We start from the raw sequence: 25,430 nt of genomic DNA on the forward strand, positions 1-25,430 counted from the left end.
ATGCTACAGCAAATAAATATTATGCTGCAATAAACCTCATTATTTAAAACGGGCGTTCATCTTTTATGCAATAAAATACCTAAGAAAAACTTTCTGGTTTTTATACGGGATATTAAGATTGTTTAGCACCGGGGAAAGTGGTTATCCGCCAGGTACATTTTGGTAAAGTAAATCTACAATTTATTTTATACAGAAGGTAATTTTTGCCCGTTTTTTTAATGTTTTCCCGCTTTTAGGGCTAAATGTGAATAAATAATAATGTATAATGGAAAGTTTTACAATAGGTATACTTAAGTTACCAGAAACCAGAAACTAAGAAAAGGGCTTAAACACCCTAAACAACCTTAATCAGCAACCCCAAACCACATAATACGCAACTTTAATCATCCAACTTCAATACGGCAAGAAAGGCTTCCTGCGGCACTTCTACGTTACCAATCTGCCGCATCCGTTTTTTACCTTCTTTTTGTTTTTCGAGGAGTTTGCGTTTACGGCTTATGTCGCCACCGTAGCATTTTGCAGTTACATCCTTTCGCATGGCGCTTATGTTTTCTCTTGCAATAATTTTGGCGCCAATAGCGGCTTGTATGGCAATTTGAAATTGCTGGCGGGGCACCAGTTCTTTTAATTTTTCGCAAAGCCTGCGGCCAAAATCCTGTGCCCTGCTGCGGTGTATGAGTGCGCTGAGTGCATCTACTTTATCGCCGTTGAGAAGTATATCCATTTTTACAATATCGCTTTCTCTAAAGCCAATGGGCTGGTAATCGAAGGATGCATAACCACGGGTTTGGGATTTTAATTTATCGTAAAAATCAAAAACTATTTCGGTAAGCGGCATTTCAAAGGTTAGCTCTACCCTTGTAGTGGTTATATAACCCTGGTGAATCAATGTTCCCCTTTTGCCAATGCACAGGTTCATAATATTACCGATGTACTCGGCATTGCTGATAATTTGGGCTTTAATAAAGGGTTCTTCTATGGAGGCAGTTTTGCTTGGGTCGGGCAGTGTGGTTGGGTTGTGTACATCAATCCTTTCGCCCTTGCTGCTGTAGGCAATAAAACTTACGTTGGGCACGGTGGTAATAACAGCCTGATTAAATTCCCGCTCCAGCCGCTCCTGAATAATTTCCATGTGCAACAAACCCAGGAAGCCGCAGCGAAAGCCAAAGCCCAGCGCCTGTGAGGTTTCCAGCTCAAAGGTTAATGAGGCATCGTTGAGTTGCAGTTTTTCCATGCAATCCCTCAGCTCTTCAAAATCTTCAGTAACAACAGGAAAAATACCGGCAAATACCATTGGCTTTACTTCTTCAAAGCCTTCAATGCGTTTTTCGGTTGGGTTTTCTACTGTAGTAATGGTATCGCCCACTTTTATTTCTTTGGCATTTTTTATGCCGGTAATTATATAGCCTACATCTCCGCAACGCACTTCTTCTTTTGGGTTCATGCCCAATTTTAAAATGCCTACTTCATCGGCTTCATATTCGTTGCCCGTACTGAAGAATTTAATTTTATCGCCTTTTTTTAAAGTACCGTTAAAAATGCGGTAGTACACAATAATTCCCCTGAAGCTGTTGAACACCGAATCAAATATCAATGCCTGTAAAGGTGCATCGGCATTGCCTTTGGGCGCAGGTATGCGTTCAATTATTGCGGCTAATATTTCATCTATGCCAATACCGCTTTTTCCACTTGCCAGCAAAATTTCTTCATCTTTGCAGCCTATTAAATCAAAAATCTGGTCTTTTACTTCGGGTATCATGGCGCCGTCCATATCAATTTTATTGATTACGGGAATAATCTCCAGGTTGTTTTCCAGGGCCAGGTAAAGGTTGCTGATGGTTTGGGCCTGAATACCTTGTGTGGCATCTACCAGCAAAAGTGCACCTTCGCAGGCAGCTAATGCACGGCTTACTTCATAACTAAAATCCACATGGCCCGGTGTATCTATAAGGTTGAGGATATATTTTTCGCCTTTATAAGTATAATCAATTTGTATGGCATGGCTTTTAATAGTGATGCCTTTTTCCCTTTCCAGGTCCATATCATCCAAAACCTGGTTCTGCATATCTCTTTCGCTAATGGTATTGGTAGATTGCAAGAGGCGGTCGGCCAGGGTACTTTTGCCGTGGTCAATATGGGCAATAATGCAAAAATTCCGGATATTCTTCATGTACTTGCTTCGCTAATTTGAGGGCGCAAAAATAGGACAAATTAGGGAGTTATGAGTGATGAATTGATAATTGTGAATTGTGAATATTGTGAATTGTGAATTATTAATTAAGGTTCAGAATTTTTGGACAATTATCCATTATCAATTATCCATTATCCATTCACAATTCACAATTATCCATTATCCATGATTGATGAGTTATCAGCTTTTCATATTCACCTGCTGCAACGCTATACCGAGGTTCCAACTTTTGCTGGCTTGTATTACATCCTGCAGGTCGTCAATTTTTTTGCCGGTAACCCTTATAATATCATCCATAATTGCTGCCTGTACTTTAAGGCCACTGTCTTTAATGAGCTTTACAATTTTTTTGGCATCTTCCTGTTTTATGCCGTTGCGTACGGTTACTTCTTTTTTGGTTGTTTTTCCGCTCACATAGGCTTCTTTACTGAAGTCGTAAATTTCTGCCGCCAGGCCCTGTTTCATGCTCCTGCTAATAAGCACATCAATTATTTGGTTGAGCTTCATTTCGCTTTCGGCTTCGAGGCTGAGTTTAAAATCTTTTTTGCTGAGCTCTATTAGCACATGAGAGCCTTTAAAATCGAAACGGTTGGTAATTTCTTTACTTACCACATTAATGGCATTATCTAAAGTTTGCAAATCTACCTTGCTGGAAAAATCAAATGAAGGCATAATAAAAATATTTTTACAAAGATAGCAAATACATGATTGTTTATATTTTAACTGCAAACAGGTTTTTTACTTAACAGGCAAAATAAAAAAGGCCGGTTGCAATAACCAGCCCATTTTAGTTGTGTTCTTATTTATTAATTAGCTCCTTTTACCCTGTTTTGTTCATCGGCTGCGCCGCCTGATTTACGGGTTTTTAACCCTTTAATGGGTTTACCAAACCGATAACTAAAAGTAAGGGTTGCAATTCTTGAATCTCTATGCTGTGAAAAACTGGCATAAGTACCTTTAAAATCAATGTACCCTTTTGCGTTCATGGTTTTTAAAAGGTCTGATACGGCAAACTTGAGTGTAGCCTTATCTTTCAAAACTTTCTTTTGCACGCCAATATTAATTTGGCCCAGTTGTTTAATTATTATCTGGCCTTCGGACTCCCTGTTCAGGTAAAAACCTGATAATTCGGCACTCCATTTTTTATTTATCGTAAACTGGTTGTTCATATTTACGGCAATATTTGCTGCCTTGAGGTTTACATTATAGCCGTTAAACAAACCGATATAATTTTGGTACCTGCCTTCGGCATAAACCATAGTGCTCCACCATTTTGCTGGCTGTAACTGTGCATTAAACGATAAATTTACATTGTGCATTTTTCCATAATTCTGAGTGCGGATTACCGTTGCCAAACCTTCTCTTTCAAAATACTCTGCCTGCATATCTGTTGTAAGGCTGTAATTTAAAGTGGTAGTAAGCCATTTATTATAGGTATGCGAAGCTTCAAAATTGTTGCTGAACATGGGTTTTAGGAAAGGGTTTCCCTGGCCGTAAGTATATTTATCTATAAAAAACATAAAAGGGTTCAGGTCTTCATAACTTGGCCTGTTGATGCGGCGGCCATAAGATAAACCAAAACTGTTTTTATCATTAGCATCGTAGCTTAGGTAAACGGTAGGAAAAGCGCTGGTATATGTTTTTGCAAAACTAGAATCGGTTTTTTGCGGATTGCCAAATTGGTGGCCGCTGTAATTGGAACGCTCTAACCTTAAGCCGGCTTGTATACCCCATTTTTTAATGTTGCGGCTAAAGTTTACATAAGCAGCGCCAATGTTTTCATTATACTTAAAGCGGTTTGTTTTATCGTAATCAATGGTTTTAACTTCGCCAATTACATTAAAATAGCCCGCATAATTATCGGTTTTTACATTGCTGAATTTTAAACCGGCTTCCATTTTTAAACCATTCTTAAAAGGATGCACATAATCTGTTTTGGCAGAGTAGATCGTAATGTCCGATGGCAGGTCGCCAATGAGCAATTCTTTACTTTTTAAGGTTTGGTCGGCATTTAAAATACGGTTATCAAAAACCTGGTCTTTGGTAGAGTTATAGTGGATATAATCAAGGTCGGCAGTAAGTTCTTTACCCAAAGAATCAATCTGCTGGCGTAAATTAAGGTTGATGCCATTGTCTTTCCAAATGCTTTTTTCGCTACCATAGGCAGAAACAATAGAATCTACAATGCCTGCAGGGTTTTTGAGGTAATTCAAATTCGTAGGGTTGTTGTTGCCTTTGTTGTAACCCGATTTAAAAACAAAACCCAGGGTTGTATTTTTGCCGGCAAAATAATCCATGCCTATTTTACCAAAATAGTTTTGGCGTTTTTTCTTTTCGTAAGAATTTTGTTCAAAGATGGCTTCTGTGGCTTTTGAATCGTCCATGTACCTGCGGTAAATTTCCAGTTGCTGGTAATCTTTCCTGAAGTTTCCGCTAAGCGAGGAAAAAATATTCACTTTATTTTTACGGTAATTTAAATTTAAGCTGTTGTTGCTGCGCTGGTATTTTCCCTGGCCATAAGAAGCGCTGGCATTGCCATTAAAACCTACCTGCCTTGTTTTTTTGGTTTTAATATTTATGATGCCCGAATTGCCGGCTGCATCATATTTTGCCGAAGGGTTGGTCATTATTTCAATTTGGTCCACAACGGTTGAGGAAAGGCCACGGAGGTAATTGGCAAGGTCGGCGGCATTCATATAAGAAGGTTTACCATCAAGCATTACCATTACGCCTTGTTTTCCTTTAAGGCTGATGTTGCCCTCTTTATCTACGGTTACGCCGGGTGATTTTTCCAATACTTCCATTGCCGATGCGCCTGTATTGGAAATCATGGCATCGGGATTAATAATGGTTTTGTCTATTTTTCTTTCAACAAAATTTTTCTTTGAGCTCACCACTACTTCAGCAAGTTTTTTGCTGTAGGGTAGCAACTGCAAGGTTCCTGCAGAAAATACCGGCACTGAAGCAGAAATAGAAAAACTGTTGCTGTACACCTGTGTATGGCCAATAGAGCTTGCCATTAACAGGTAGTTGCCCTCTTTTACATTTTCAAAAGAAAAATTACCTTCTTTATCAGTTATAGAAGTTTTAACCAGTAAAGAATCACTGGCCAGTAAAAGCGATACAGAGGCGGCATCAATAACGGCTTGCTGGCCTCCATCTTTGATGTTTCCGGAAATTTTGCCACCGGATTGGGCAAAGCTGCAAAGGCCCAGTAATGCCATTGCAACGGTGAGTAATTGTTTTTTCATGACTTTAATTTTTTCCGCCGGCTAAGCGGTTTTGGCTAATTAATTAAGCAGTTATATACTTTAATAACTACTTCACAAAAGTAGGTACTTTGCATTGCAAGGTACAATGTTTTATAATAGACGGTAAAATAACTGGATAAATGGTAGAAACAGGAGAATATAACGTAATACGATGTACCTATGGAATAGTTACGGGTAAAGTAAAAAAGGTTAAACAGCCAATGATAGGAGCCAGGCAATTACAGTTGTAATTAATTGAATTATAACTAATTATGCAGTAAAAATGGTTATTTAAATAGCTATAAATTTAGCTAAGATTTATTATTAAGTTTAGATTTGGCAAAAATTACAAGTCCAATACCTGCTAATGCCATCCCAAGGGCAATCATTTCTGCCTGGGAAAGTTGCATCCCTAAAAAGTTGTAGAGTTTATTAACCCGGATGGTTTCTATTAAAAATCTTTCTAATCCGTTAAGTATTAAATAAATACCAAACATTACCAATGGAGTGGAGATTTTTCTTCTTATTGCCCACAAAAAGATAAAAATTAAGCCACATAAAATTGTTTCATATAATGGTGTAGGAAAAACCGGTTGTGGCAAAACCCTATTGTGCTCATCGGTATCACCAGGTATTAAAATGCCATCTGCATTTACGTTTTTGGGATAGGTATAGGCAAATAACCATACCGGTAAAAAATCAACAGCCTTTACAGATTTATGGGGTACAGTTGCCAATGTAGCATAGGTTCGATCGGTAACATATATCATACGGTTACTGTCGTTTACTTTTCCCTGCAAAAAATACGTTTCATATTTTTTGAGTTGCTGCTCATACTCGCCGGGGAAAGCAGTGGTTACCTTCCCATATTCGTTACTTATATAGGCGCTGTTAAATATTCCCCAGTCGCCATCGCCGGCAACCTGGCAACCAATACGGCCAATGGCATAAGCCAGCATTAAAGCAGGCGCTGCAGCATCTAAAAGATGTTTTATTTTAATACCCTTTTTATATGCATACCAGCAAACGGCAATTGCAGCTACAATTAAGCCTCCGTAAAAAGTAAGGCCCGATGCAGAAAAAATTTGGCCAACCGGGTCTGCAATTAAATCGTCCCAATGTTCAACGGCATCAAAAAGTTTTGCACCTAAAATACCAAACAACAATGCAATAATAACAATATCCCCTACCCTGTCGTGCGGCCAAATACGTATGGGGCGGTACTCCGGCGTTTTTAATTTTCTTTTATTTTTTTCGTACCATTTTGCAGCAGCTAAAATTGCAGCAACCAATAAACCACCCCAAAAACTGCCATCTTTTGAAAAAATATATTCCTGTGCACTTACTTCCGGCGCTTTGCTAAAAATAACGCCAATAAATTTATAGCCAAATAAAAACCCAATCAATCCATTGGAAATAAGTTCCATTAAAGAAGCGGGCTTACCTACTACTACGGTTTCTTCACGGGGAATGAGCAGGCCTTGTTTTTCTTTTCGCTTCAGCTCCAGCGCCAGCACCCATGCAGCGCCTACAAATGCCAGGGCAACCATGAGGCCAAATACATTCAGCACTTTAAGGCTGCTCCACTCTACTCCAAACCAGTCTTTAAAAAAATAATATAAATTGGGATACATCCAAAAAATTTAATAGGTAAAAATAATTAATTCACGGCACATGGTAAAGGTTAATAAAATCATCGTTGAAAAAAAACAATAAAAAAACCTGCAGGCTTGTTTACCAACAGGTTTAATTTTATCAGGCAACAAATTTGTTTACTGTAAATAATTGCCAATTTGATCTATTTCATCAATATTGCCAATGCCCTTGGGATTAGGGCCATATTGGTTTTTGCCAGGGAAGCCATCGGCAAACAACAACCAAAAACCATAAAAGGGAATAAGCTGAAACCAACCGCTGTTATCCCTGTCGTGGCAGCGCTTTGCGGCTTGAGCAAAGGCAAACCAGTAAGCAGGTATTAAACCAAGTAAAAATAATAATACAGATGTTTCACTGGGTTGCACATGGTCTTCCAATAAAGGAAAATTTACAATGAACGATATTAAAATGATATAGGCGTAAATAATTAAAATGCTCAGCCCATACTCCAGCCTGCGTATCCTTCCGTTAAATGAAAAGGGGTTTTTAAACATTCAAAAAAAAGTAAAAATTAATTGCAGTAGGTTTCAAAAGCGCCCATCAAATTTTTGGCAATCATTTGCGCACTTTGCCCTTCAATCATGTGCCGCTCTACAAAATGCACCACTTTGCCATCTTTAAATAAAGCTATGGATGGTGAAGATGGCGGATAGGGTAATAAATGCTTTCTTACCTGGTTTACTGCTTCGGTATCAAAGCCGGCAAAAGTTGTGGTTATATGATTGGGTTTTACCGGGCTGTGCATTACGGCCAAAACAGCCCCCGGCCTTGCCGTACCTGCGCTGCAGCCGCATACGGAGTTAATCATTACCAGAGTGGTTCCCTTTTGGGCCAAAGCCTTATCTACTTCTTCTGCGGTAAGCAATTCAGAAAATCCGTTTTCGGTTAATTCTTCCTTCATGGGAATTACAAGTTCCTGGGGATACATATTGTAGTGTGTTTTAAAATTATAAAATGCAAAGTTACAAGCTCATAGCCAATTTACCATTGAATAATAGCCTGTGACCAGGCGACATTGTGTCGCATTAAATTAATTGTAAATGCCATATTGGCGCAATTAATGAGTGGTTAATGAATATTTGGCCCAAAAAATAAACAGGAATATAATTTGAAGTGTAACCGATGAATAAGATTATAAACTCAAAATTTAATACAGCCATGTTAGTAAGAAAAGACAATTATTTTGAAAGATCAATTGATGGGTTTTTAAAAGAACTTTTTACAGAAACCCCAGCACAAAATTGCGGCACAAGAGAAAGCAACCTGCATTTTCCACCGGTAAACATTACCGAAAACGACAATGCTTATCTGCTCGATTTAAAAGCACCGGGTTTTGAAAAAGCTGATTTTACCGTAAACCTCGATGGCAATTTGCTTACCATCAGCACCCAAAAAAAGGAAGAAATTAAAGACGAAAACCCAAAATTTGTTCGCAGGGAATTTAGCTTTACTTCTTTTAAACGCAGTTTTACCATTGATGAAAAAATTGATGCTGAAAAAATTGATGCCAAATATGAAAATGGCATTTTAAAACTGGAATTACCCAAAAAAGCCGTTGCAAAACCCGATACCAGGCAAATTTCTATTCATTAATAAATATTGTTGATTGAGATTTTAGATACATACAGTTAATTACCTTAAATAGTTTGATTAAGGTACTACCCTACCATTCCTGGCAGGGTTTGTTTTTTAAGTGTGCGCTTATCGTTAATTTTGCGGCTTAACCCAATATGATACATGAGCAGACTGATTATTTTTTTAACCTTACTTACAGCCACAAACTTTTGCACCGCACAAATAAAAGACAGTGTGCATATTAATAACGATAGTAGCCTGCGGATAAAAAACCTGGAACCCTACATTACCCTGCATGTAGATTCGCTCTTGAATTACAATTTAGAAATCAACAGGGATACGGCGCATTATTACTGGTTTTTAAAAAACAGCCCGGTTGGACTTAAAATAGGGAAAAGAAACGGCCTGCTTACTTTTAAAGCCGATAAATCTTATTTTCTTTCCGGAAAATTAAAATACGATTTTGAGTATAAAATTTTACTGAGTGTACAAAACCTCGATTTTCCCGAAGACCGTGTTGATACTTCATTTACCCTTTTGTTTTTTAATACCGAAATTATTTCTTCCCTATTAAAACCCACAGTTACCGACAAGTTTACTGCAGATGAGGGCGACACCATAAACTTTAAGATCCAATGCGACAACGGCAGCTTTCCCATTGAAGAAATTACCTTTGTGAGCAACTACGCCATTAAATCTTTAACGCCGGTACAAAAATGCGATGATGAATTTACCTGGGTAATCCCGTTTGATTTTATTAAACCATCTGATAAAGACAAACAAAAAAAATTATACCTGAATTTTATTGGCGCAACCAAATCTAAAACCCGGGATACCGCCATTATTGAAATTATGGTGAGAGACAATATTAATTACCCGCAACAAATTGAAGAGTTTTTATCACTGCAAGCAGAAACCGAAGATTATATCACCGACCTTAAAAGCAGTTTCAGGATAGTAGACAAAAGAATTAAAAAAACCAAGCAAACCCGAACCACCTTCGATTTAGCATCTGCCACTACAGCTTTGGGCGGCACGGTATTTTCTTCTATGCCCAACAGTGGCCAGCAAACCGCCGGAAAAATATTGCCCAGTGTAGGCGTAGCTTTGGTGCCGGTTAAAGAAGCTACTTCGCCCAACAGCAGCTACGAACAAAACTCGGCTACATCTATACGCAACAACATTAAAAGACTGGAGTACATGCTCTCCGAAAACAAACTGGTAGGTGAACGTGACCCTAATATATTAATAAAAACCAACCGTATTAAAGACGAGCTAAAGCAAACAAGGATACAACTCATTGATATTCCCATGCCCGAAGCAACGCCCAACCAAAAAGAACTGGATGATTATTTTAACGACCCCAAAGTAAACAAGAAATATAAAATGAAGAAACACTAAATTTTTTGTGCATTAAAATTATGCTTCAGAAAAATGTTCAATAAATTTTCCCAGTTTTTTAAAATTTTCTTTGTTTAATGTAATAAAGTTGTTCCTGCCTTCTTTGCGGCAAACAATCAATTCACTTTCGGCCAGTAATTTTATATGGTGGCTGCATGTGGGTTGAGAGAGGCCGGTAAGTTCCACCACATCGCAACAGCGCATAAAGCCCCGTTCCCGTATTTGCAAAATGATATTCATACGGTAGGGATCGGCTACTGCTGCCATTGCCTTTTCGTAAAAACAGTTTTGGGAATTTTGTGCCGTTTCCATTGATAAAACAAAGATAAATGTATTTATTTACCTGGGCAGTTTTTGTATTTTTGTATATGACTCAATCTACTTATTTTAAAAGCCCTATTGGTTTGATACAACTTACTGCCGACAGGGATTTTATTACCGGGATTAATTTTACTGAGGAGCTTGAAACACCAAATATCCAGATCACGAGCCATAACCCAGTTTTCCAAAACTGCATTAACCAATTACAAAAATATTTTAGTGGCGAGTGTATATCCTTTCAATTAAAAATCAACCAACCCGGCACAGGATTTCAGCAACAAGTATGGGCACAGTTGTGCCATATTAAACCCGGCCAAACTATAAGTTACCTTGAACTAAGTAAAAGATTGGGCAATACAAAAGCCATAAGGGCTGCAGGAACTGCAAACGGTAAAAATAATATTGCCATAGTAGTTCCCTGCCACAGGGTAATTGGCAGTAATGGCAAGCTGGTAGGCTATGCCGGCGGCTTATGGAGAAAAAAATGGCTGCTGAACCACGAAGCAAAATTTTGTAACGGGCAACAGGAATTATTTTAGTACCCGTCAAATTCTCACCCTTTTGAAAGGTACATCTGCGTAACTTTGCAAAAATTTTTTTGAAATGCTTTTAGGATTGCAGGATGTAACATTTGAGTTTGGCGCAAGAACTATTGTTGAGAATGCCACATGGCATATTCAACCCAACGAAAGAATAGGGTTAATTGGTTATAACGGAACCGGTAAAAGTACTTTGCTGAAAGTACTTACCCATCAATTTTCACCATCAAAAGGTACAGTAGAAAAAGGCAGGGAAACCACCGTAGGCTTTCTTCACCAGGATTTATTGGGATTTGATACGGAAGATTCTATTTTAAATGTAGCACTTGGCGCATTTGAAAAAGTAAAAGAACTGGAGCATAAAATTGAAGTAATGGGAGAAGAACTCTCCAAAACCGGAGATGAAAAGTTGGCGCATGATTATGCCGATTTACTGCATCAAATGGAAGTGCTGGATGGCTACAGCATTCACCACCGCACCGAAGAAATTTTACAGGGCCTGGGATTTGCCAATGCCGATTTACAAAAACCCTATAAGAATTTTAGTGGTGGATGGAGGATGCGTGTGCTATTGGCTAAAATGATTTTGCAAAGCCCCGATGTATTATTGCTGGATGAACCTACCAACCACCTGGATTTACCCAGTATTGAATGGCTGGAAAAATATTTAATGCATTATCCGGGTGCTGTAGTGGTAGTGAGCCACGACAGGTTTTTCCTGGATAGGATGGTAACTAAAATTGTAGAATTGTATCAACTGCAATTACATTTTTATACCGGTAATTATAGCTTTTATGAAACCGAAAAAGCCATGCGAATTGACCTTCAAAAAAAAGCTTTTGATAACCAGCAGGACTATATACGGCAGCAGGAACGCTTTGTTGAAAGATTTAAAGCCAAGGCCAGCAAAGCAGCGCAGGCACAAAGCATCATGAAACGGCTCGATAAATTAGATCGCATTGAAGATGTAAGTTTAGAAAGGCCAAACATGAAAATAAATTTCTCAGTTGAAAAACAACCGGGAAAAATTATTTGCTCCTTAAAAAAAATCAGCAAGCATTTTAAAGAAGTAAATATTGTAGAAAATGCCTCGGCAGAAATTGACCGGGGCGATAAAATAGCGTTAATAGGCGCAAATGGCAAGGGCAAAAGTACCTTGCTGCGTATTATTTCCGGCGCCGAACCCTTTAACGGTGAAAGGGAATGGGGACATAATGTTGTAGAAAGCTTTTATGCCCAGCACCAGCTGGAGGCATTGCATTTAGAGAACAACCTTCTGGAAGAAATGCAAACCACACGTAGCGGAAAAACCGAACTGGAACTGAGGAGCCTGCTTGGCGCATTTTTATTTAGCGGCGATAATGTAGATAAAAAAATTAAGGTACTTAGCGGGGGCGAAAGAGCAAGGGTAGCGCTGGCAAAAACCATTACCAGCAAAGCCAATTTTTTAATGCTGGATGAGCCTACCAACCACCTGGACATACACTCTGTAGATTTATTGGTTGAAGCCTTAAATAAATATGAGGGCAGCCTGATACTGGTAAGCCACGACAGGTATTTTATAAGCCGGCTTGCCAATAAAATTTGGGAAATAGATGACCATAAAATAATTGAATTTAAAGGCAGCTATGCCGAATGGGAAGACTGGAAACAAAGAAGAGAAGCCGAACAAAAAAATAAAAAAAAGGAAATTGAAACCCCAAAAGAAGTAAAAAAACAACCCGAAAATAATCCGCCAAACCAGGATCAAAAAAAAGAAGTACAGCAATTAAAATCCAAATTTAAAAAACTGGAAGAGAAAATAGCAAAACAACAACAAGAAACCAACCGCCTGGAACAAGCCCTAAGCAACCCCGAAATTTATGCAGAAACACAAAAATTTACTGCCGCCGAAAACCTTTATAAAAATGCCCAAAAAGAATTGGAAAAATTAAATGGGGAATACGAAGGAATTTTTGAACAAATAATGAAAATTGAAGAGGGGCAATAACCAGGAACTTTATTTTCCTCAAAACATGTTTAGCGTATATTCAATAGCTTTACTGCCTAATACTGCTATATGTGCTATAAAAAATTTATTTTACCAGGGTGCTTTTTTATAAGTTTAATAGCCTGTAATAACGGCAATACTAACCTTAAAAATAATATAGATACTACGGCAAAGCAAACGGATAAAAGGCTTCCGCCAGTAGAAACACAAAAGCCCAACAGCAGCTATAAGCCTGCATTTGCTGGGCAAACAAGGATAAATGCGGTAAAAACAACTACTGCAATAAACGTAGAAAAAATAGCATCAAAGCTGGGTGAGCCCTGGGCTATAATTCCTTTTACAGGCAACAGGCTGCTGGTAACAGACAAAACGGGCTTTATGCAAATAGTAAGCGAAGAAGGAACCGTATTGAAAAAAATTACCGGTTTTCCACAAGTAGATAACAGGGCGCAGGGCGGAATGCTGGATGTGGCATTGGATCCATCTTTTGCCCAAAACAAAACCATTTACTGGGCATTTTCCGAACAACAAAAAAAAGCTGGCAACCTTACCGCTATTGCCAAAGGCACAATAAATGAAACCGAAGATAAAATTGAAAATGTATTGGTAATCTTCAGGGTTTTACCTGCATTAAACAGCACTTTGCATTATGGATCCAGACTGGTTTTTGACAAAGAAGGATATTTATATTTCAGCGCCGGGGAACGCTCTGTTTTAGAGGGAAGAAAACAGGCTCAGAACCTAAAATCGGGATTGGGTAAAATTTTTAAAATAACTACAGAAGGAAAACCAGCACCAGGCAACCCATTTATCAATAATGCACATGCACAACCCGGAATATTTTCTTATGGCCATCGCAATCCGCAAAGCCTGGAGTTTAACAAAACCGGAGATTTATGGGAAGCAGAATTTGGCCCAAGGGGCGGTGATGAATTAAACTTAATAAAACCCGGGAAAGATTATGGCTGGCCCACTATTACTTATGGTATTGAATATTACGGCGCAACTATTGGTGCTGCAATTACGCAAAAAGAAGGAATGGAACAACCGGTATATTATTGGGATCCCGTAATATCACCAAGCGGAATGGCTTTTTATAATGGCCATGAAATACCTGAATGGGAAAATAATTTATTTATTGGCGGCCTTAGCAGCCAGCTTATTACCCGGCTCATATTTAAAGAAAATAAAGTAGTGGGTGAAGAACGGTTGTTTACTAATTTAAACGAAAGGTTCCGGGATATTGCTTACCACAATGGGATGCTTTATACCGTAACCGATAATGGGAACATGTACAGAGTAAAGAAAAAATCTTAAATAATAACTCATGCGTTCTTTTGAAAAATTATTATCGGAAAATAAAGCCTGGTCTAAAAACCGGCAAAGCAACGACCCGGAATTTTTTAAGCGGCTTGCCCAATTGCAAACCCCGGAATTTTTATGGATTGGCTGCAGCGACAGCCGTGTGCCAACAAATGAAATAACCGGCACACAGCCCGGTGAAATTTTTGTGCACCGCAATATTGCTAATTTAGTAATTGACACCGATGTAAACCTGCTGAGTGTTTTATATTTTGCCATAAACCATTTAAAAGTAAAGCATGTAATTGTTTGCGGCCACTATGGCTGCGGCGGTATTAAAGCTGCTATGAGCAATAGCGATTTTAAGCAAATACTCAATATGTGGCTAAGAAAAATAAAAGATGTATATAAAGAAAACAGGGAAGAACTTGATGCAATTGCCGATATGGAAAAAAGAGAAAACCGCCTTACCGAACTCAATGTAGTAGAGCAGGTACGCAGGCTCATGAAAACTTCCATTATTCAAAAAGCGTGGAAAGACAGGCAGGCGCCGGATTTACACGGCTGGGTGTATAGCTTAAATGATGGCGTTATTAACCCAATATATCATTTAAAAGCCAACACAGCTATAGATCCGCTTTACCGTTATGACGACCTGTAAAGGAAATAAATTTTTACAGAAAAATAGAGAATACCAATGTTTTGATTTATTCATCTATTTGCCCGTTACAATTATCGTCTATACCGTTAGCGGGTACTTCGGCATGTCCGGGATTTACATTTGCGCTGGCATCATTACAATCAGAAGAATTGGCAACATAACCTGTAGGCATTGAACAGGATAAAACTGTATTCAATAGATCTCCATATCCATCGCCATCCGCATCTCTAAAAAATAGTTGGGCACCAATAGAATAAGGGTCATCAATTACTCCATTACAATCATCATCAATTCCATTACATGTTTCTACTGCTGAAGGATTGATAGCAGGATTAGTATCGTTACAATCTCCGCCATAAGCAGAATAGCCATCGCCGTCATTATCCTGGTTACAACCCAGGCCTTCATCTACCTGTCCATCGCAATTATTATCTAAGCCATCGCATATTTCTGTTGCTGCAGGGTTTACAGCAGGGTCGTAGTCATCACAATCACCATCCAAAACCGAAAAACCATCTCCATCGGTATCACATTGTTCATCTACCAAACCATTGCAATCATTATCTGCAAAGTCGTCACAAAGCTCGGGTGCGCCGGGATATGAAGTAGGATCCCAATCATTACAATCACCATCTGCTGTTGAATATCCATCAGCATCATTATCCAGGTCATCGCAACCTTCATCTATCGTGCCATCACAATTATTATCTGCGCCATCGCATATCTCAGGCGTTCCCGGATTTACAGAAAAATTAAAGTCGTCGCAATCGGTTCCATCCAGCACCATTGCAGCAGGAGGATTTATTGGAGGGGAACATAGTACTTCAAAAGCAGTTGGGTTACCATAACCATCTTCATCAAAATCATAATAGTAAATGGTACCATCTACCGGGTTATCATCAATGGTTCCATTACAATCATTATCCAATCCATCACAAATTTCTGGTGCATTTGGATTTACAGCAGTTTGAGTATCGTCACAATCTGTATTATTGGTAACATATCCATTTTGTAATGAACATGCCTGTATACTTATATTTGGATTACCAAAACCATCTCCATCTGTATCGGCATAATATGAGTTCCCATCAACAGGGTTTTCATCTATTTGTCCATCGCAATCATCATCAATTCCGTTGCATATTTCATTAGCGCCCGGGTAAATTGAAAGATTGTTATCATTACAATCGGTATTATTGGCCACATAGCCATTGGGTGCAGCACATGCCTGCATACTAATAGAAGGGTTTCCAAATCCATCGCCATCTGCATCGGCATAATATGTGTTTCCATCAACAGGGTTTTCATCTATTTGCCCGTCGCAATTATCATCAATTCCGTTGCACAACTCATTTGCACCAGGATAAACTAATGGGTTGCTATCATCACAATCCAAACCATTTCCAACATATCCAATCGGAAGCGAACAAGCCATTACTACATTTGAAATATCACCATATCCATCAGCATCACTATCTAAATAATATGGAACTGCTCCGGCAAGATTAGGATCTGATGCATCTATCAATCCATCACAGTCGTTATCGAGGCCGTCGCATACTTCTGTTGCACCGGGATTTATTGCAGGATTGCTATCATCAATGTGGGGGGGGGGGGGAGAAAACAGGTTACAAAACCATGGCTGTACATGCCATGGTTGTATTGGCTGCGTTGCCAAGCCATCGCCATCGCACGGCAAAAAATTGTTTTAACGCCTTCGTCAATTTGTCCATCGCAGTCGTTATCGAGGCCGTCGCATACTTCTGTTGCACCGGGATTTATTGCAGGATTGCTATCATCACAATCGCCTGAGTTGGTTACAAAACCTATTGGCGCTGTACATGCCATGGTTGTATTGGCTGCGTTGCCATAGGTTATCGAGGCCGTCGCATACTTCTGTTGCGCCGGGATTTATTGCAGGATTGATATCATCACAATCGCCTGAGTTGGTTACAAAACCTATTGGCGCTGTACATGCCATGGTTGTATTGGCTGCGTTGCCATAGCCATCGCCATCTGCATCGGCATAAAAAGTTGTTTTAACGCCTTCGTCAATTTGGCCATCGCAATTATTATCGAGGCCGTCGCATACTTCTGTTGCGCCGGGATTTATTGCAGGATTGCTATCATCACAATCGCCTGAGTTGGTTACAAAACCTATTGGCGCTGTACATGCCATGGTTGTATTGGCTGCGTTGCCATAGCCATCGCCATCTGCATCGGCATAAAAAGTTGTTTTAACGCCTTCGTCAATTTGGCCATCGCAGTCGTTATCGAGGCCGTCGCATACTTCTGTTGCGCCGGGATATACCGTTGCATTATTATCGTTGCAATCGTTATTGTCAATGGAAAAATATCCTTCAGGCTGAAAGCAGGAAGTTTTCAAACTACTATGATCTGTAAAGCCATCTCCATCGGCATCGGCATACCAGTTTTTACGTTCTGAAGTATTGCTCCAGGTTCCACCATAAAATACATTAATACAACCGGTGCTGGTATTAAGGATCAATAAACCTTCGGCTGGTGCAGTAATGGCATTTCGTTGCACTGTACTAAGCCTTGGCATAAGGAAACCTTTGTCGCCTGAAAAAACATCCAATACTGCAGATGGGTCGGGAGTAGTGGTATTGATACCTACACTTTGGGCAATAATTGATGTACAGGGTATAGTAGCAGTAAGAACAGCCACACTGATGGCAAATAAAAATTTTTTCATTGATAATTGGTTAGAAGCTGTTTGCTTTAATTTAAAGGTAACAAAGACCACCATTTCTAAAATCTCCCAAAAATCATTTGGGGGAACAGGACTACACTAAGCCAAAACGTAAAAGATTATGTAAAATTGTACTATAATAAAAAACCCGGAAAATAATTTCCAGGAAAAACTAGATATTAAAAAGTAATTTAAACTTTACCATACAACCTGAATAGTTTCTTTAATTACACCCATCACAAACACACTTTGCACATTACCCATGTTTTCTAACTGACTGAGTTTATTCACATGAAAATGATAATAGCTGTCCATATCTTCACAAACCACTTTAAGCATAAAGTCAAACTCACCGCTGATATTATAGCATTCAATTACTTCATTTAATTCGTTAACGGCTTTAATAAATTTTACGCCGGCAGATTTGTTATGCTCTTTTAAGGATACATAACAAATAACCATGAGCCCTTTTTTAACCTTTCGGTGATCCAGCAAAGTAACATATTGCTTAATGATGCCTGCCTGTTCCATTCTTTTAATACGCTCATGAACAGGAGTGGTACTAAGGTGAATAATGCCGGAAATTTCTTTAACGGTGATCCTTGCATTTTGCTGCAGCAGTTTTAAAATAGCAAGGTCGTTGGCATCTAATAAAACATTTTCGAAAGCCGTTTGTTCTTTTGAAGCAGTATTTTTAGCCATTACCATGTATTTTATTCTATAAATTTACTAAAAAATTGTATTTTATCCTGATTTTATATATTTGCTTAGAATTTTATTCTGTAAGAGTTATCTTTGTATCCTAATAAATTATATTATGTCAACAGCTATTACAAGCGCCATAGATTTTAAACTGGCCAACAAAGTAAAAGATATCAGCCTCGCCGAATGGGGCCGTAAAGAAATTAAACTTGCCGAAGCTGAAATGCCCGGCCTTATGAGCCTTAGGGCAGAATATGGCGCAAGCCAACCTTTAAAAGGTGCACGTATAGCAGGTTGCCTCCACATGACCATTCAAACTGCGGTATTAATTGAAACACTGGTAGCCTTAGGCGCCGAAGTAAAATGGAGTTCCTGCAATATTTTTTCTACGCAGGATCATGCTGCGGCAGCAATAGCTGCAGCCGGTATTGGTGTATATGCCTGGAAAGGACAAACACAGGAAGAAGCCGACTGGTGCATAGAACAAACTTTATTTTTTGGTTCACCAGATCGTCCGTTGAATATGATTTTAGATGATGGCGGCGACCTTACCAATATTGTACTGGATAAATATACCGAACTTATACCCGGCGTAAAAGGCATAAGCGAAGAAACCACAACAGGAGTACACCGCTTATATGAAAGGGTTGCAAAAGGTACATTACCCATGCCTGCAATAAATGTAAACGACAGTGTAACCAAATCTAAATTCGATAACAAGTACGGTTGTAAAGAATCGTTGGTAGATTCCATTCGCCGGGCCACTGATATAATGCTTGCCGGTAAAGTAGCCGTTGTAGGCGGGTATGGCGATGTTGGCAAAGGATCTGCAGCATCTTTAAAAGGTGCAGGATGCAGGGTAATTGTAACCGAAATTGACCCAATATGTGCATTACAGGCAGCAATGGATGGCTTTGAAGTAAAGAAAATGATTGATGCAGTAAAAGAAGCCGACATTATTGTAACGGCAAGCGGTTGCCGGGATCTTATTACCGGCGAACATTTTAAAGCAATGAAAGACAAAGCCGTTGTATGCAATATTGGCCACTTTGATATTGAAATAGATATGGCCTGGTTAAATAAAAATTATGGCAATACCAAAGACACCATTAAACCACAGGTAGATTTATATAATGTAGATGGCCACGATGTAATTGTATTGGCAGAAGGACGCCTGGTAAACCTGGGATGTGCCACAGGCCATCCATCGTTTGTAATGAGCAATTCGTTTACCAACCAAACTTTGGCACAATTAGAATTATGGAACAATGCCAGCAAATACGAAAACAATGTGTATGTATTGCCCAAGCATTTAGATGAAAAAGTGGCAAGGCTGCATCTTAAAAAAATTGCTGTGGAGCTGGATACACTTACCACTGCACAATCAGAATACCTGGGCATACCTGTAGCAGGGCCGTTTAAATCTGATATGTACCGGTACTAAAAACTATCCATATTGTACAAATATTTCCCCCGGTTTTTCCGGGGGATTTTTTTGTGAACATTTCTTTGAAGAATAATATTTAGTGGGTAGCTGAGCAAAATATTATTAAAACACCTAACATTGTATTGTACTAATAAAAATTCAGGAGTAACAAAAACAAAGTATTGGTTTTCAGGGAGATTTCCTTTTTAAGAGATTGAGGAAGTATCATATATTTACGAGTTGTACGCAACCCTAAAACGAAATTCCGTTCACCTTCAAGTTCCAAGACATTCAATTCAAAGTCTCTAACTGCCCGCCGCAAATTGCAGCACATTTGAAAGGCCCACAAAACCCAAAGCACAAAAGCCAACATCGCAAAAGAGCTGCAATTGCCAACACTCGAAGACAGACCCTTAGTTCGGACAGACAAACCCAATATCAGTATTAGCCCTTTCTAGTTTCATTTATACCCTTAAACAATTGATTATCCGCCCTATAAGACAGTTTCCTCTAAATTGTAAAGGTTCGCCTTTTTATTTTATTAGCTAAAACATTTATAGATATTGTTGAAGTTTTTGGTATAAAAATTTTTTTATTGATATATCAATTATATTTGCATCAAATATATTATTCAAATGGAAAACATCAATGCAGTACTTTTTTATACTCTGGAAAAGTCAATTAAAGTATATAGGAAATATGCACAAACCCAAATAGCGAATGCTGGGTTTGATATAACTATAGATCAATGGCTGGTACTAAAATCTCTACAAGAAAACAGTCACTTGTCGCAAAACGAAATAGCAGATTTAGTATTCAAAGACATGGCTTCAATCACAAGAATTATTGAACTTTTGGTAAAAAAAGAATTAGTCGAAAGGCATATAAACAATAGTGATAGAAGAAAATTTGAATTAAAAATTACAAAAAATGGCAAAAAAATGATCGAATTAATCTCTCCAATAGTAAAAAACAACCGCAAACAAGCTTTAAAAGGAATCACAAAACTTGAACAAAATAATTTAACATCTCGCTTAGAAATATTAATAAACAATTGCAATTAAAGTAAAGTGCAACAAACATTACTTTTCCTGGTTACGTTTATTCCAATAACCACCCAACCAACGCCCCAATTGTTTGAAAAAGAAAAATATAAATATGAACAGCTTAAAAATTACCAATCTCACAAAAACTTACGACAACGGTGTAAAAGCTTTGAGTAACATTTATTTGGAAATTGAAAACGGCATGTTTGGCTTACTAGGGCCAAATGGTGCTGGAAAATCTACTTTAATGAAAACCATTGTGGGGCTGCAGCAGCCAGATAGTGGTGGCATTTTTTTCAACAAGGAAAATGTAATTGAAAATTCAAAATTTATTAAAAGTCAATTGGGCTATTTGCCACAAGACTTTGGTGTTTATCCCAATATTGCGGCGTATGATTTGCTGAATCACTTAGCAATTTTAAAAGGTTTGAACAATGCTACTACTCGAAAGGAGCAAATTTTAGCATTATTGGAAAAAACTAATTTGTCGAAACACAAAAACAAAGCTGTAAGTACGTATAGTGGCGGAATGCGTCAGCGATTTGGCGTAGCACAAGCACTATTGGGCAATCCACAAATTATTATTGTAGATGAACCAACTGCGGGTTTAGATCCTGAGGAACGAAATCGTTTCAATAATTTGTTGAGCGAAATTGGAGAAAATATTATTGTAATACTATCAACACATTTGGTGGAAGATGTTCGAAATCTATGTACACAAATGACGATTATCAATAAAGGCGAATTGTTGTTAAGTGGCAATTCCGAACAATTTATTGATAAACTAAAGGGTAAAGTTTGGAAGAAACAAATAGATAAAAATGAATTGGTTGCTTATCAAAATCAATATAAAATTATTTCTACTCAACTGCAAGCTGGAAAGTTGAATATTAGAGTTTTTGCTAATGAAAATCCACAAAACGTATTTGCACCAATCGAAGCCGATTTAGAAGATGTTTATTTCACCACATTACAAAAAATGCAATAATTATGTTACGTCATTTATTATTATTCGAGTGGAAATTTTATAGTCGCAAAATTTCGTTTTATCTAATACTGTTAGCTTTTTTCGGATTGGGATTAATGACTGGAACTTCGGCTGTTATTTCATTTCCTAATATTACATACAATTCCCCATATGCTATTAATTTCTTTCTTGGCTTGTTTTCATTGGCAAGTCTTTTTCCAATTGTACTAATGGCTACGCAAAGTTTATTACGAGAAAAAGACAATCGTTTCGAACAAATTTTATATGCTACACCAATTACAATTCGTAACTATTTTATCAGTCGTTTTTCCCTGGTTTTTGGCTTCGCTGTTTTTACATTTTTGTTGTTTTTAATAGGTTATATTATTGGTCATTTATTAACGATAAACAACAGCGAACAATGGGGAGTTTTCCATTTGAGCTATTATCTCCATTGCTTTTTTACCATTGTATTGCCAAATATTTTTCTGTGTACTGTTATTGTTTGTTGCACAGCATGGTTTACCAAAAATAAAATGTTCGTTTATTTAAGCGGTTTGGGCATTTATATTTTGTATATGGTAGTTTCTATTTTTTCCAACTCGCCATTCATGGCAGGTAGTGTTCCTGTATCGGAAAGTACTATGAATTTGTCGGCAAAAATAGATCTGTTTGGCATGGCTGCTTTTTTTGAGCAAACACAATATTGGACTGCTTTGCAAAGAAATACAACAGTTTTACAACTTTCAGGGAATTTTTTATGGAATAGAATTGGAGTTATTTTATTGGCTTTCCTACTGCTAATAGCAGCATATAAATTTTTCAAATTTAAACTAACTAACCAACAGAAAAAGAAAATTGCAATTGCAAATGACCAGGAAACTAAAAAGTATGTTTATAACAAAACTGCTACTCAATTAAGCGGAAAAGGTTATTTTTTTTCAACGATATTATCGTTTTTGAAAATTGATTTAAAATCGACTATTAAAAGTATACCTTTTGTAGTATTAGTTGTGCTTACTTTATTTATGCTAGGTATGGAAATGCATGGTGCAATCAATGGCGGAATTCGTTTACCACAATATTTTGTAACAACAGCTTTAATGATAAATGCAATTTCAGCTACTTTGCCAATTTTACTATTATTAGCAATGCTTTTTTATGGTAGCGAATTGGTTTGGAAAAGTAAAAGCTTAAATTTTTCATCTATCGAAAATTCAATTTCATTTTCAAATGTTGCGTTGTTTATTTCAAAATTTGTAACCCTATTTTTCATTTCAATACTTCTGATTTTTCTCTGTATTGTTCTTGGCGTTTTATTTCAATTTATTTACAATTATCCAATTATAGATTTCAAAGCGTATTTATCATTATTCTATTATATTGGTTTGCCAGCTTCACTTTGTGGCTTGTTGATTATTGCTTTGCAATACATTTTCAAAAACAAATACATTGCATTAATAATTGCAGCAGCCTTTTTAGTGATAACTAATTCTTTATTAGGGAATGCATTTGGCTTTTCGCATCCATTAACTCGTTTTGCCAATTTTATGCCCGATGTGTATAGCGATATTGCTGGTTTTAGTTATCTCTCAAAAGCATTTATAATAAAGATGTTTTATAGTTTTTCATTTACATTATTACTTTCCGTTATAGCTATTTTACTATTTGAAAAGTCCCTTAAAAAAGTTAAAATAAAATCTTTTCGATTACTACTTCTACCTTTAACTTTTCTATTTTCATCAGGGTTTTTAATTTTTAAAAATTACCATAAGGCTTCCAAAACAGATCAATTGACCTGGCAACAACAGTACGAAGAAAAATATAAATCGTATCAGAAAAAACCACAACCAAGTATTACTGATGTAAAAACTAATATTAATTTATTTCCCCAAAAAAATAGTTATAATGTTACAGGAAATTTTATTATGGTAAATAAAACAAAGTTTGAAATATCAGAAATATTGATTAATACTTCAAATGAAATTATTTGGAATGTAATCACTTCATCGAAATTAATTTTAGAAAAAAAGGATACTGAGTTTGGGCAATATTTATTTAAAACAAAACAAAAAATGTTGCCAAATGATAGCATTGTTGTTAGTTTTGATTTTGAATATGAAATACACCCAATCAATAATCACCAATCGTTTAATGCCATTGTAGAAAATGGTGCCTTTATGCGAATCAGCAATTATTTCCCAAAAATTGGCTATAATTTAGAGAATGAAATAGGTGATGAATTAGAACGAAAAAACAGAAAAATGCCATTGCAAGATGTACTTACCAAAGTAGATGCTCCATTAGAAAATCCTTATAATTATGAATTTATTAATTTTGATGCAATAATTTCTACTGCTGCAAATCAAACTGCAATTTCTGTTGGTGATTTAGTGAATAGTTACTCCAAAAACAATAGAAATTATTTTCATTATAAAGCGGAAAATATTCCATTTCGGTTTGCGGTTTCAACTGCAACCTATGCAATTCAAAAATCTAATTACAACGATATTAGTATTGAACTTTTGTATGAACCAAAGCATAATCAAAACATTACTCACTTAATGAAAAGCATTAAAAATACAATGCAATATTGCGAAACCAATTTTGGAAAATATCCGTACAAAACAATTCGCTTTGCTGAGATAAGTAGTTTTACCAAAGGCTTTGCAGCAACGGCTTATCCTGCAAGTGTTTTTATAAATGAAAAACAGTTTCATGTAAAATTAGATCAAGAGGAAGGCTTAGATATTATAAATGAATTGGCAGCACATGAACTTTCGCATCAATGGTGGGGAAATGCACAACTAAACTCCGATTATCGTGAAGGAAGTGGCGTTCTAACTGAAACATTAGCTCAATACACAAAATTAATGATATATAAAAAAGAACATGGGAAAGATAAAATGATGGAAATGGTAAAGCTATATCAAAATATGTACGATAGCGAAAAAGCATTTAGTGGCGAAGAAGCCTTATTCAACTCAAACCCTGGAAATGCAAATGTAATCTACAATAAAGGTTTAGTAAACATGTATGAATTGTATTTATTAATTGGTGAAGAAAAAATCAATTTGGCTTTGAAAAATTTATTAGCAAAATATAAATTTCCATTACAACCAGCAACTACTTTAAATTTGGTTGAAGAATTGAAATTAGTTTCTGATAAAAGTGAATCTATCAAAATAGAAGTTTTGTTTAAAAAATAATCAACTGTAAGGCTGTTTTGGGTATTAATAAACTTTTGGGGAAATTCTCTAATACCAGATTATTCAATTCTTGGAATTTCAACCTATATAAGTATGCCTGCAACTTTGAATAAAATTGGAACTTGCTTGTGCTTATTAATTATGGGTGCAAAAAACAAGAGGACTACTTAACAATATAGTAACGGTTGAAAATTGTAATTACCGGTAAGACGACCAAAGTTAATGACAAGACCACTCTAACAAGCCAACGTTGCAAGTCTAGCACATGGGCAGGCACATAACCCAACCCACAGAAGCCAACCTGCCCAAGAGCCTGCTCGGCCTACACACGGCAAGCATCATTCGGTTTGACACAGCCCCACATTGTAGAGGACAGAATAGATAGAGTATGCGTACAACAGGCGGTTTGGCAATATGGCGGGGCGACGAATAAATGCTCAGCTTTTTGTTCGCTATTCGGCTTCAGTTCCAGCCGACGAA

At 37.3% G+C, this 25,430-nt stretch carries 21 protein-coding genes and 5 pseudogenes; 10 read left to right on the forward strand and 16 right to left on the reverse strand.

Annotated elements, in window-relative coordinates:
• Nucleotides 1–379 precede the first annotated feature (379 nt).
• The 6 genes from lepA to IPO46_02595 all read right to left on the reverse strand — a co-directional run bounded on the left by lepA (nucleotide 380) and on the right by IPO46_02595 (nucleotide 8,026).
• Nucleotides 380–2,170: an elongation factor 4 gene (lepA, locus tag IPO46_02570; protein QQS63510.1), complete on the reverse strand. Its 1,791-nt coding sequence runs from the start codon at nucleotides 2,168–2,170 to the stop codon at nucleotides 380–382.
• Between the two features lie 201 nt (nucleotides 2,171–2,371).
• Nucleotides 2,372–2,863 carry a YajQ family cyclic di-GMP-binding protein gene (locus IPO46_02575; GenBank protein ID QQS63511.1) on the reverse strand — a complete coding sequence of 164 codons (492 nt, stop codon included), beginning with the start codon at nucleotides 2,861–2,863 and terminating at the stop codon, nucleotides 2,372–2,374.
• Nucleotides 2,864–2,997: 134 nt separating this feature from the next.
• Entirely contained in the window at nucleotides 2,998–5,442 is a 2,445-nt protein-coding gene (locus IPO46_02580) for a TonB-dependent receptor (GenBank protein ID QQS63512.1), read from the reverse strand.
• Nucleotides 5,443–5,753: 311 nt separating this feature from the next.
• Nucleotides 5,754–7,076 carry a prolipoprotein diacylglyceryl transferase gene (locus IPO46_02585; protein QQS63513.1) on the reverse strand — a complete coding sequence of 441 codons (1,323 nt, stop codon included), beginning with the start codon at nucleotides 7,074–7,076 and terminating at the stop codon, nucleotides 5,754–5,756.
• Between the two features lie 138 nt (nucleotides 7,077–7,214).
• A complete protein-coding gene (locus IPO46_02590) occupies nucleotides 7,215–7,592 on the reverse strand; it encodes a DUF805 domain-containing protein (protein ID QQS63514.1) in 378 nt (125 codons plus the stop codon).
• 17 nt (nucleotides 7,593–7,609) lie between these two features.
• The gene (locus tag IPO46_02595; GenBank protein ID QQS63515.1) at nucleotides 7,610–8,026 is read right to left on the reverse strand and encodes a BrxA/BrxB family bacilliredoxin; all 417 of its coding nucleotides are present in this window, start codon (nucleotides 8,024–8,026) and stop codon (nucleotides 7,610–7,612) included.
• A gap of 194 nt (nucleotides 8,027–8,220) precedes the next feature.
• Here IPO46_02595 and IPO46_02600 point away from each other — a divergent pair, with 194 nt between their 5' ends.
• Both IPO46_02600 and IPO46_02605 read left to right on the forward strand, forming a co-directional pair.
• Nucleotides 8,221–8,691 (forward strand): Hsp20/alpha crystallin family protein, encoded by a 471-nt coding sequence (locus IPO46_02600; GenBank protein ID QQS63516.1) that lies wholly within the window; start codon nucleotides 8,221–8,223, stop codon nucleotides 8,689–8,691.
• Nucleotides 8,692–8,835: 144 nt separating this feature from the next.
• On the forward strand, nucleotides 8,836–10,074 hold the full coding sequence (locus IPO46_02605; protein QQS63517.1) for a hypothetical protein: 1,239 nt from the start codon (nucleotides 8,836–8,838) through the stop codon (nucleotides 10,072–10,074).
• A gap of 18 nt (nucleotides 10,075–10,092) precedes the next feature.
• Here the strand turns inward: IPO46_02605 and IPO46_02610 are convergent, their stop codons facing one another.
• On the reverse strand, nucleotides 10,093–10,386 hold the full coding sequence (locus tag IPO46_02610; GenBank protein QQS63518.1) for a winged helix-turn-helix transcriptional regulator: 294 nt from the start codon (nucleotides 10,384–10,386) through the stop codon (nucleotides 10,093–10,095).
• A gap of 56 nt (nucleotides 10,387–10,442) precedes the next feature.
• Between IPO46_02610 and IPO46_02615 the strand changes: the two genes are divergently transcribed.
• The 4 genes from IPO46_02615 (at nucleotide 10,443) to IPO46_02630 (ending at nucleotide 14,887) form a co-directional block, all read left to right on the forward strand.
• The gene (locus IPO46_02615) at nucleotides 10,443–10,934 is read left to right on the forward strand and encodes a methylated-DNA--[protein]-cysteine S-methyltransferase (protein ID QQS64298.1); all 492 of its coding nucleotides are present in this window, start codon (nucleotides 10,443–10,445) and stop codon (nucleotides 10,932–10,934) included.
• Between the two features lie 64 nt (nucleotides 10,935–10,998).
• Entirely contained in the window at nucleotides 10,999–12,924 is a 1,926-nt protein-coding gene (locus tag IPO46_02620) for an ATP-binding cassette domain-containing protein (protein QQS63519.1), read from the forward strand.
• Between the two features lie 69 nt (nucleotides 12,925–12,993).
• Nucleotides 12,994–14,241, forward strand: a complete 1,248-nt coding sequence (locus tag IPO46_02625) for a PQQ-dependent sugar dehydrogenase (protein QQS63520.1) — start codon at nucleotides 12,994–12,996, stop codon at nucleotides 14,239–14,241.
• A 10-nt stretch (nucleotides 14,242–14,251) separates the two neighbouring features.
• Nucleotides 14,252–14,887, forward strand: a complete 636-nt coding sequence (locus tag IPO46_02630) for a carbonic anhydrase (GenBank protein ID QQS63521.1) — start codon at nucleotides 14,252–14,254, stop codon at nucleotides 14,885–14,887.
• A gap of 46 nt (nucleotides 14,888–14,933) precedes the next feature.
• Here IPO46_02630 and IPO46_02635 read toward each other — a convergent pair whose 3' ends face one another.
• The 9 genes and pseudogenes from IPO46_02635 to IPO46_02675 all read right to left on the reverse strand — a co-directional run bounded on the left by IPO46_02635 (nucleotide 14,934) and on the right by IPO46_02675 (nucleotide 18,308).
• Complete coding sequence (locus tag IPO46_02635; protein QQS64299.1) at nucleotides 14,934–15,059, reverse strand: putative metal-binding motif-containing protein; 126 nt, start codon at nucleotides 15,057–15,059, stop codon at nucleotides 14,934–14,936.
• Nucleotides 15,060–15,146: 87 nt separating this feature from the next.
• A pseudogene (locus IPO46_02640) lies at nucleotides 15,147–15,389 on the reverse strand (hypothetical protein).
• Between the two features lie 33 nt (nucleotides 15,390–15,422).
• A pseudogene (locus tag IPO46_02645) lies at nucleotides 15,423–15,674 on the reverse strand (putative metal-binding motif-containing protein).
• Nucleotides 15,675–15,782: 108 nt separating this feature from the next.
• A pseudogene (locus tag IPO46_02650) lies at nucleotides 15,783–16,091 on the reverse strand (putative metal-binding motif-containing protein).
• Between the two features lie 99 nt (nucleotides 16,092–16,190).
• A pseudogene (locus tag IPO46_02655) lies at nucleotides 16,191–16,322 on the reverse strand (putative metal-binding motif-containing protein).
• A 143-nt stretch (nucleotides 16,323–16,465) separates the two neighbouring features.
• Nucleotides 16,466–16,735, reverse strand: coding sequence for a putative metal-binding motif-containing protein (locus IPO46_02660; GenBank protein ID QQS63522.1), 270 nt, complete (start codon nucleotides 16,733–16,735; stop codon nucleotides 16,466–16,468).
• Nucleotides 16,686–17,066 (reverse strand): putative metal-binding motif-containing protein, encoded by a 381-nt coding sequence (locus IPO46_02665; GenBank protein QQS64300.1) that lies wholly within the window; start codon nucleotides 17,064–17,066, stop codon nucleotides 16,686–16,688. The genes IPO46_02660 and IPO46_02665 overlap by 50 nt, the downstream gene beginning before the upstream one ends.
• Before the next feature lie 15 nt (nucleotides 17,067–17,081).
• Nucleotides 17,082–17,453: pseudogene (locus IPO46_02670) on the reverse strand (putative metal-binding motif-containing protein).
• A gap of 345 nt (nucleotides 17,454–17,798) precedes the next feature.
• Nucleotides 17,799–18,308: an Lrp/AsnC family transcriptional regulator gene (locus IPO46_02675; protein ID QQS63523.1), complete on the reverse strand. Its 510-nt coding sequence runs from the start codon at nucleotides 18,306–18,308 to the stop codon at nucleotides 17,799–17,801.
• 109 nt (nucleotides 18,309–18,417) lie between these two features.
• Between IPO46_02675 and IPO46_02680 the strand changes: the two genes are divergently transcribed.
• From IPO46_02680 to IPO46_02695, 4 genes are all read left to right on the forward strand, one after another.
• Nucleotides 18,418–19,746, forward strand: a complete 1,329-nt coding sequence (locus tag IPO46_02680) for an adenosylhomocysteinase (GenBank protein QQS63524.1) — start codon at nucleotides 18,418–18,420, stop codon at nucleotides 19,744–19,746.
• A 617-nt stretch (nucleotides 19,747–20,363) separates the two neighbouring features.
• Entirely contained in the window at nucleotides 20,364–20,792 is a 429-nt protein-coding gene (locus IPO46_02685) for a MarR family transcriptional regulator (GenBank protein ID QQS63525.1), read from the forward strand.
• A gap of 94 nt (nucleotides 20,793–20,886) precedes the next feature.
• A complete protein-coding gene (locus tag IPO46_02690; protein QQS63526.1) occupies nucleotides 20,887–21,762 on the forward strand; it encodes an ABC transporter ATP-binding protein in 876 nt (291 codons plus the stop codon).
• Between the two features lie 2 nt (nucleotides 21,763–21,764).
• Nucleotides 21,765–24,950 (forward strand): aminopeptidase, encoded by a 3,186-nt coding sequence (locus tag IPO46_02695; protein ID QQS63527.1) that lies wholly within the window; start codon nucleotides 21,765–21,767, stop codon nucleotides 24,948–24,950.
• The last annotated feature ends 480 nt before the right edge of the window (nucleotides 24,951–25,430 follow it).

This window comes from Chitinophagaceae bacterium (genome assembly GCA_016699815.1).
Taxonomy (GTDB): domain Bacteria; phylum Bacteroidota; class Bacteroidia; order Chitinophagales; family Chitinophagaceae; genus Ferruginibacter.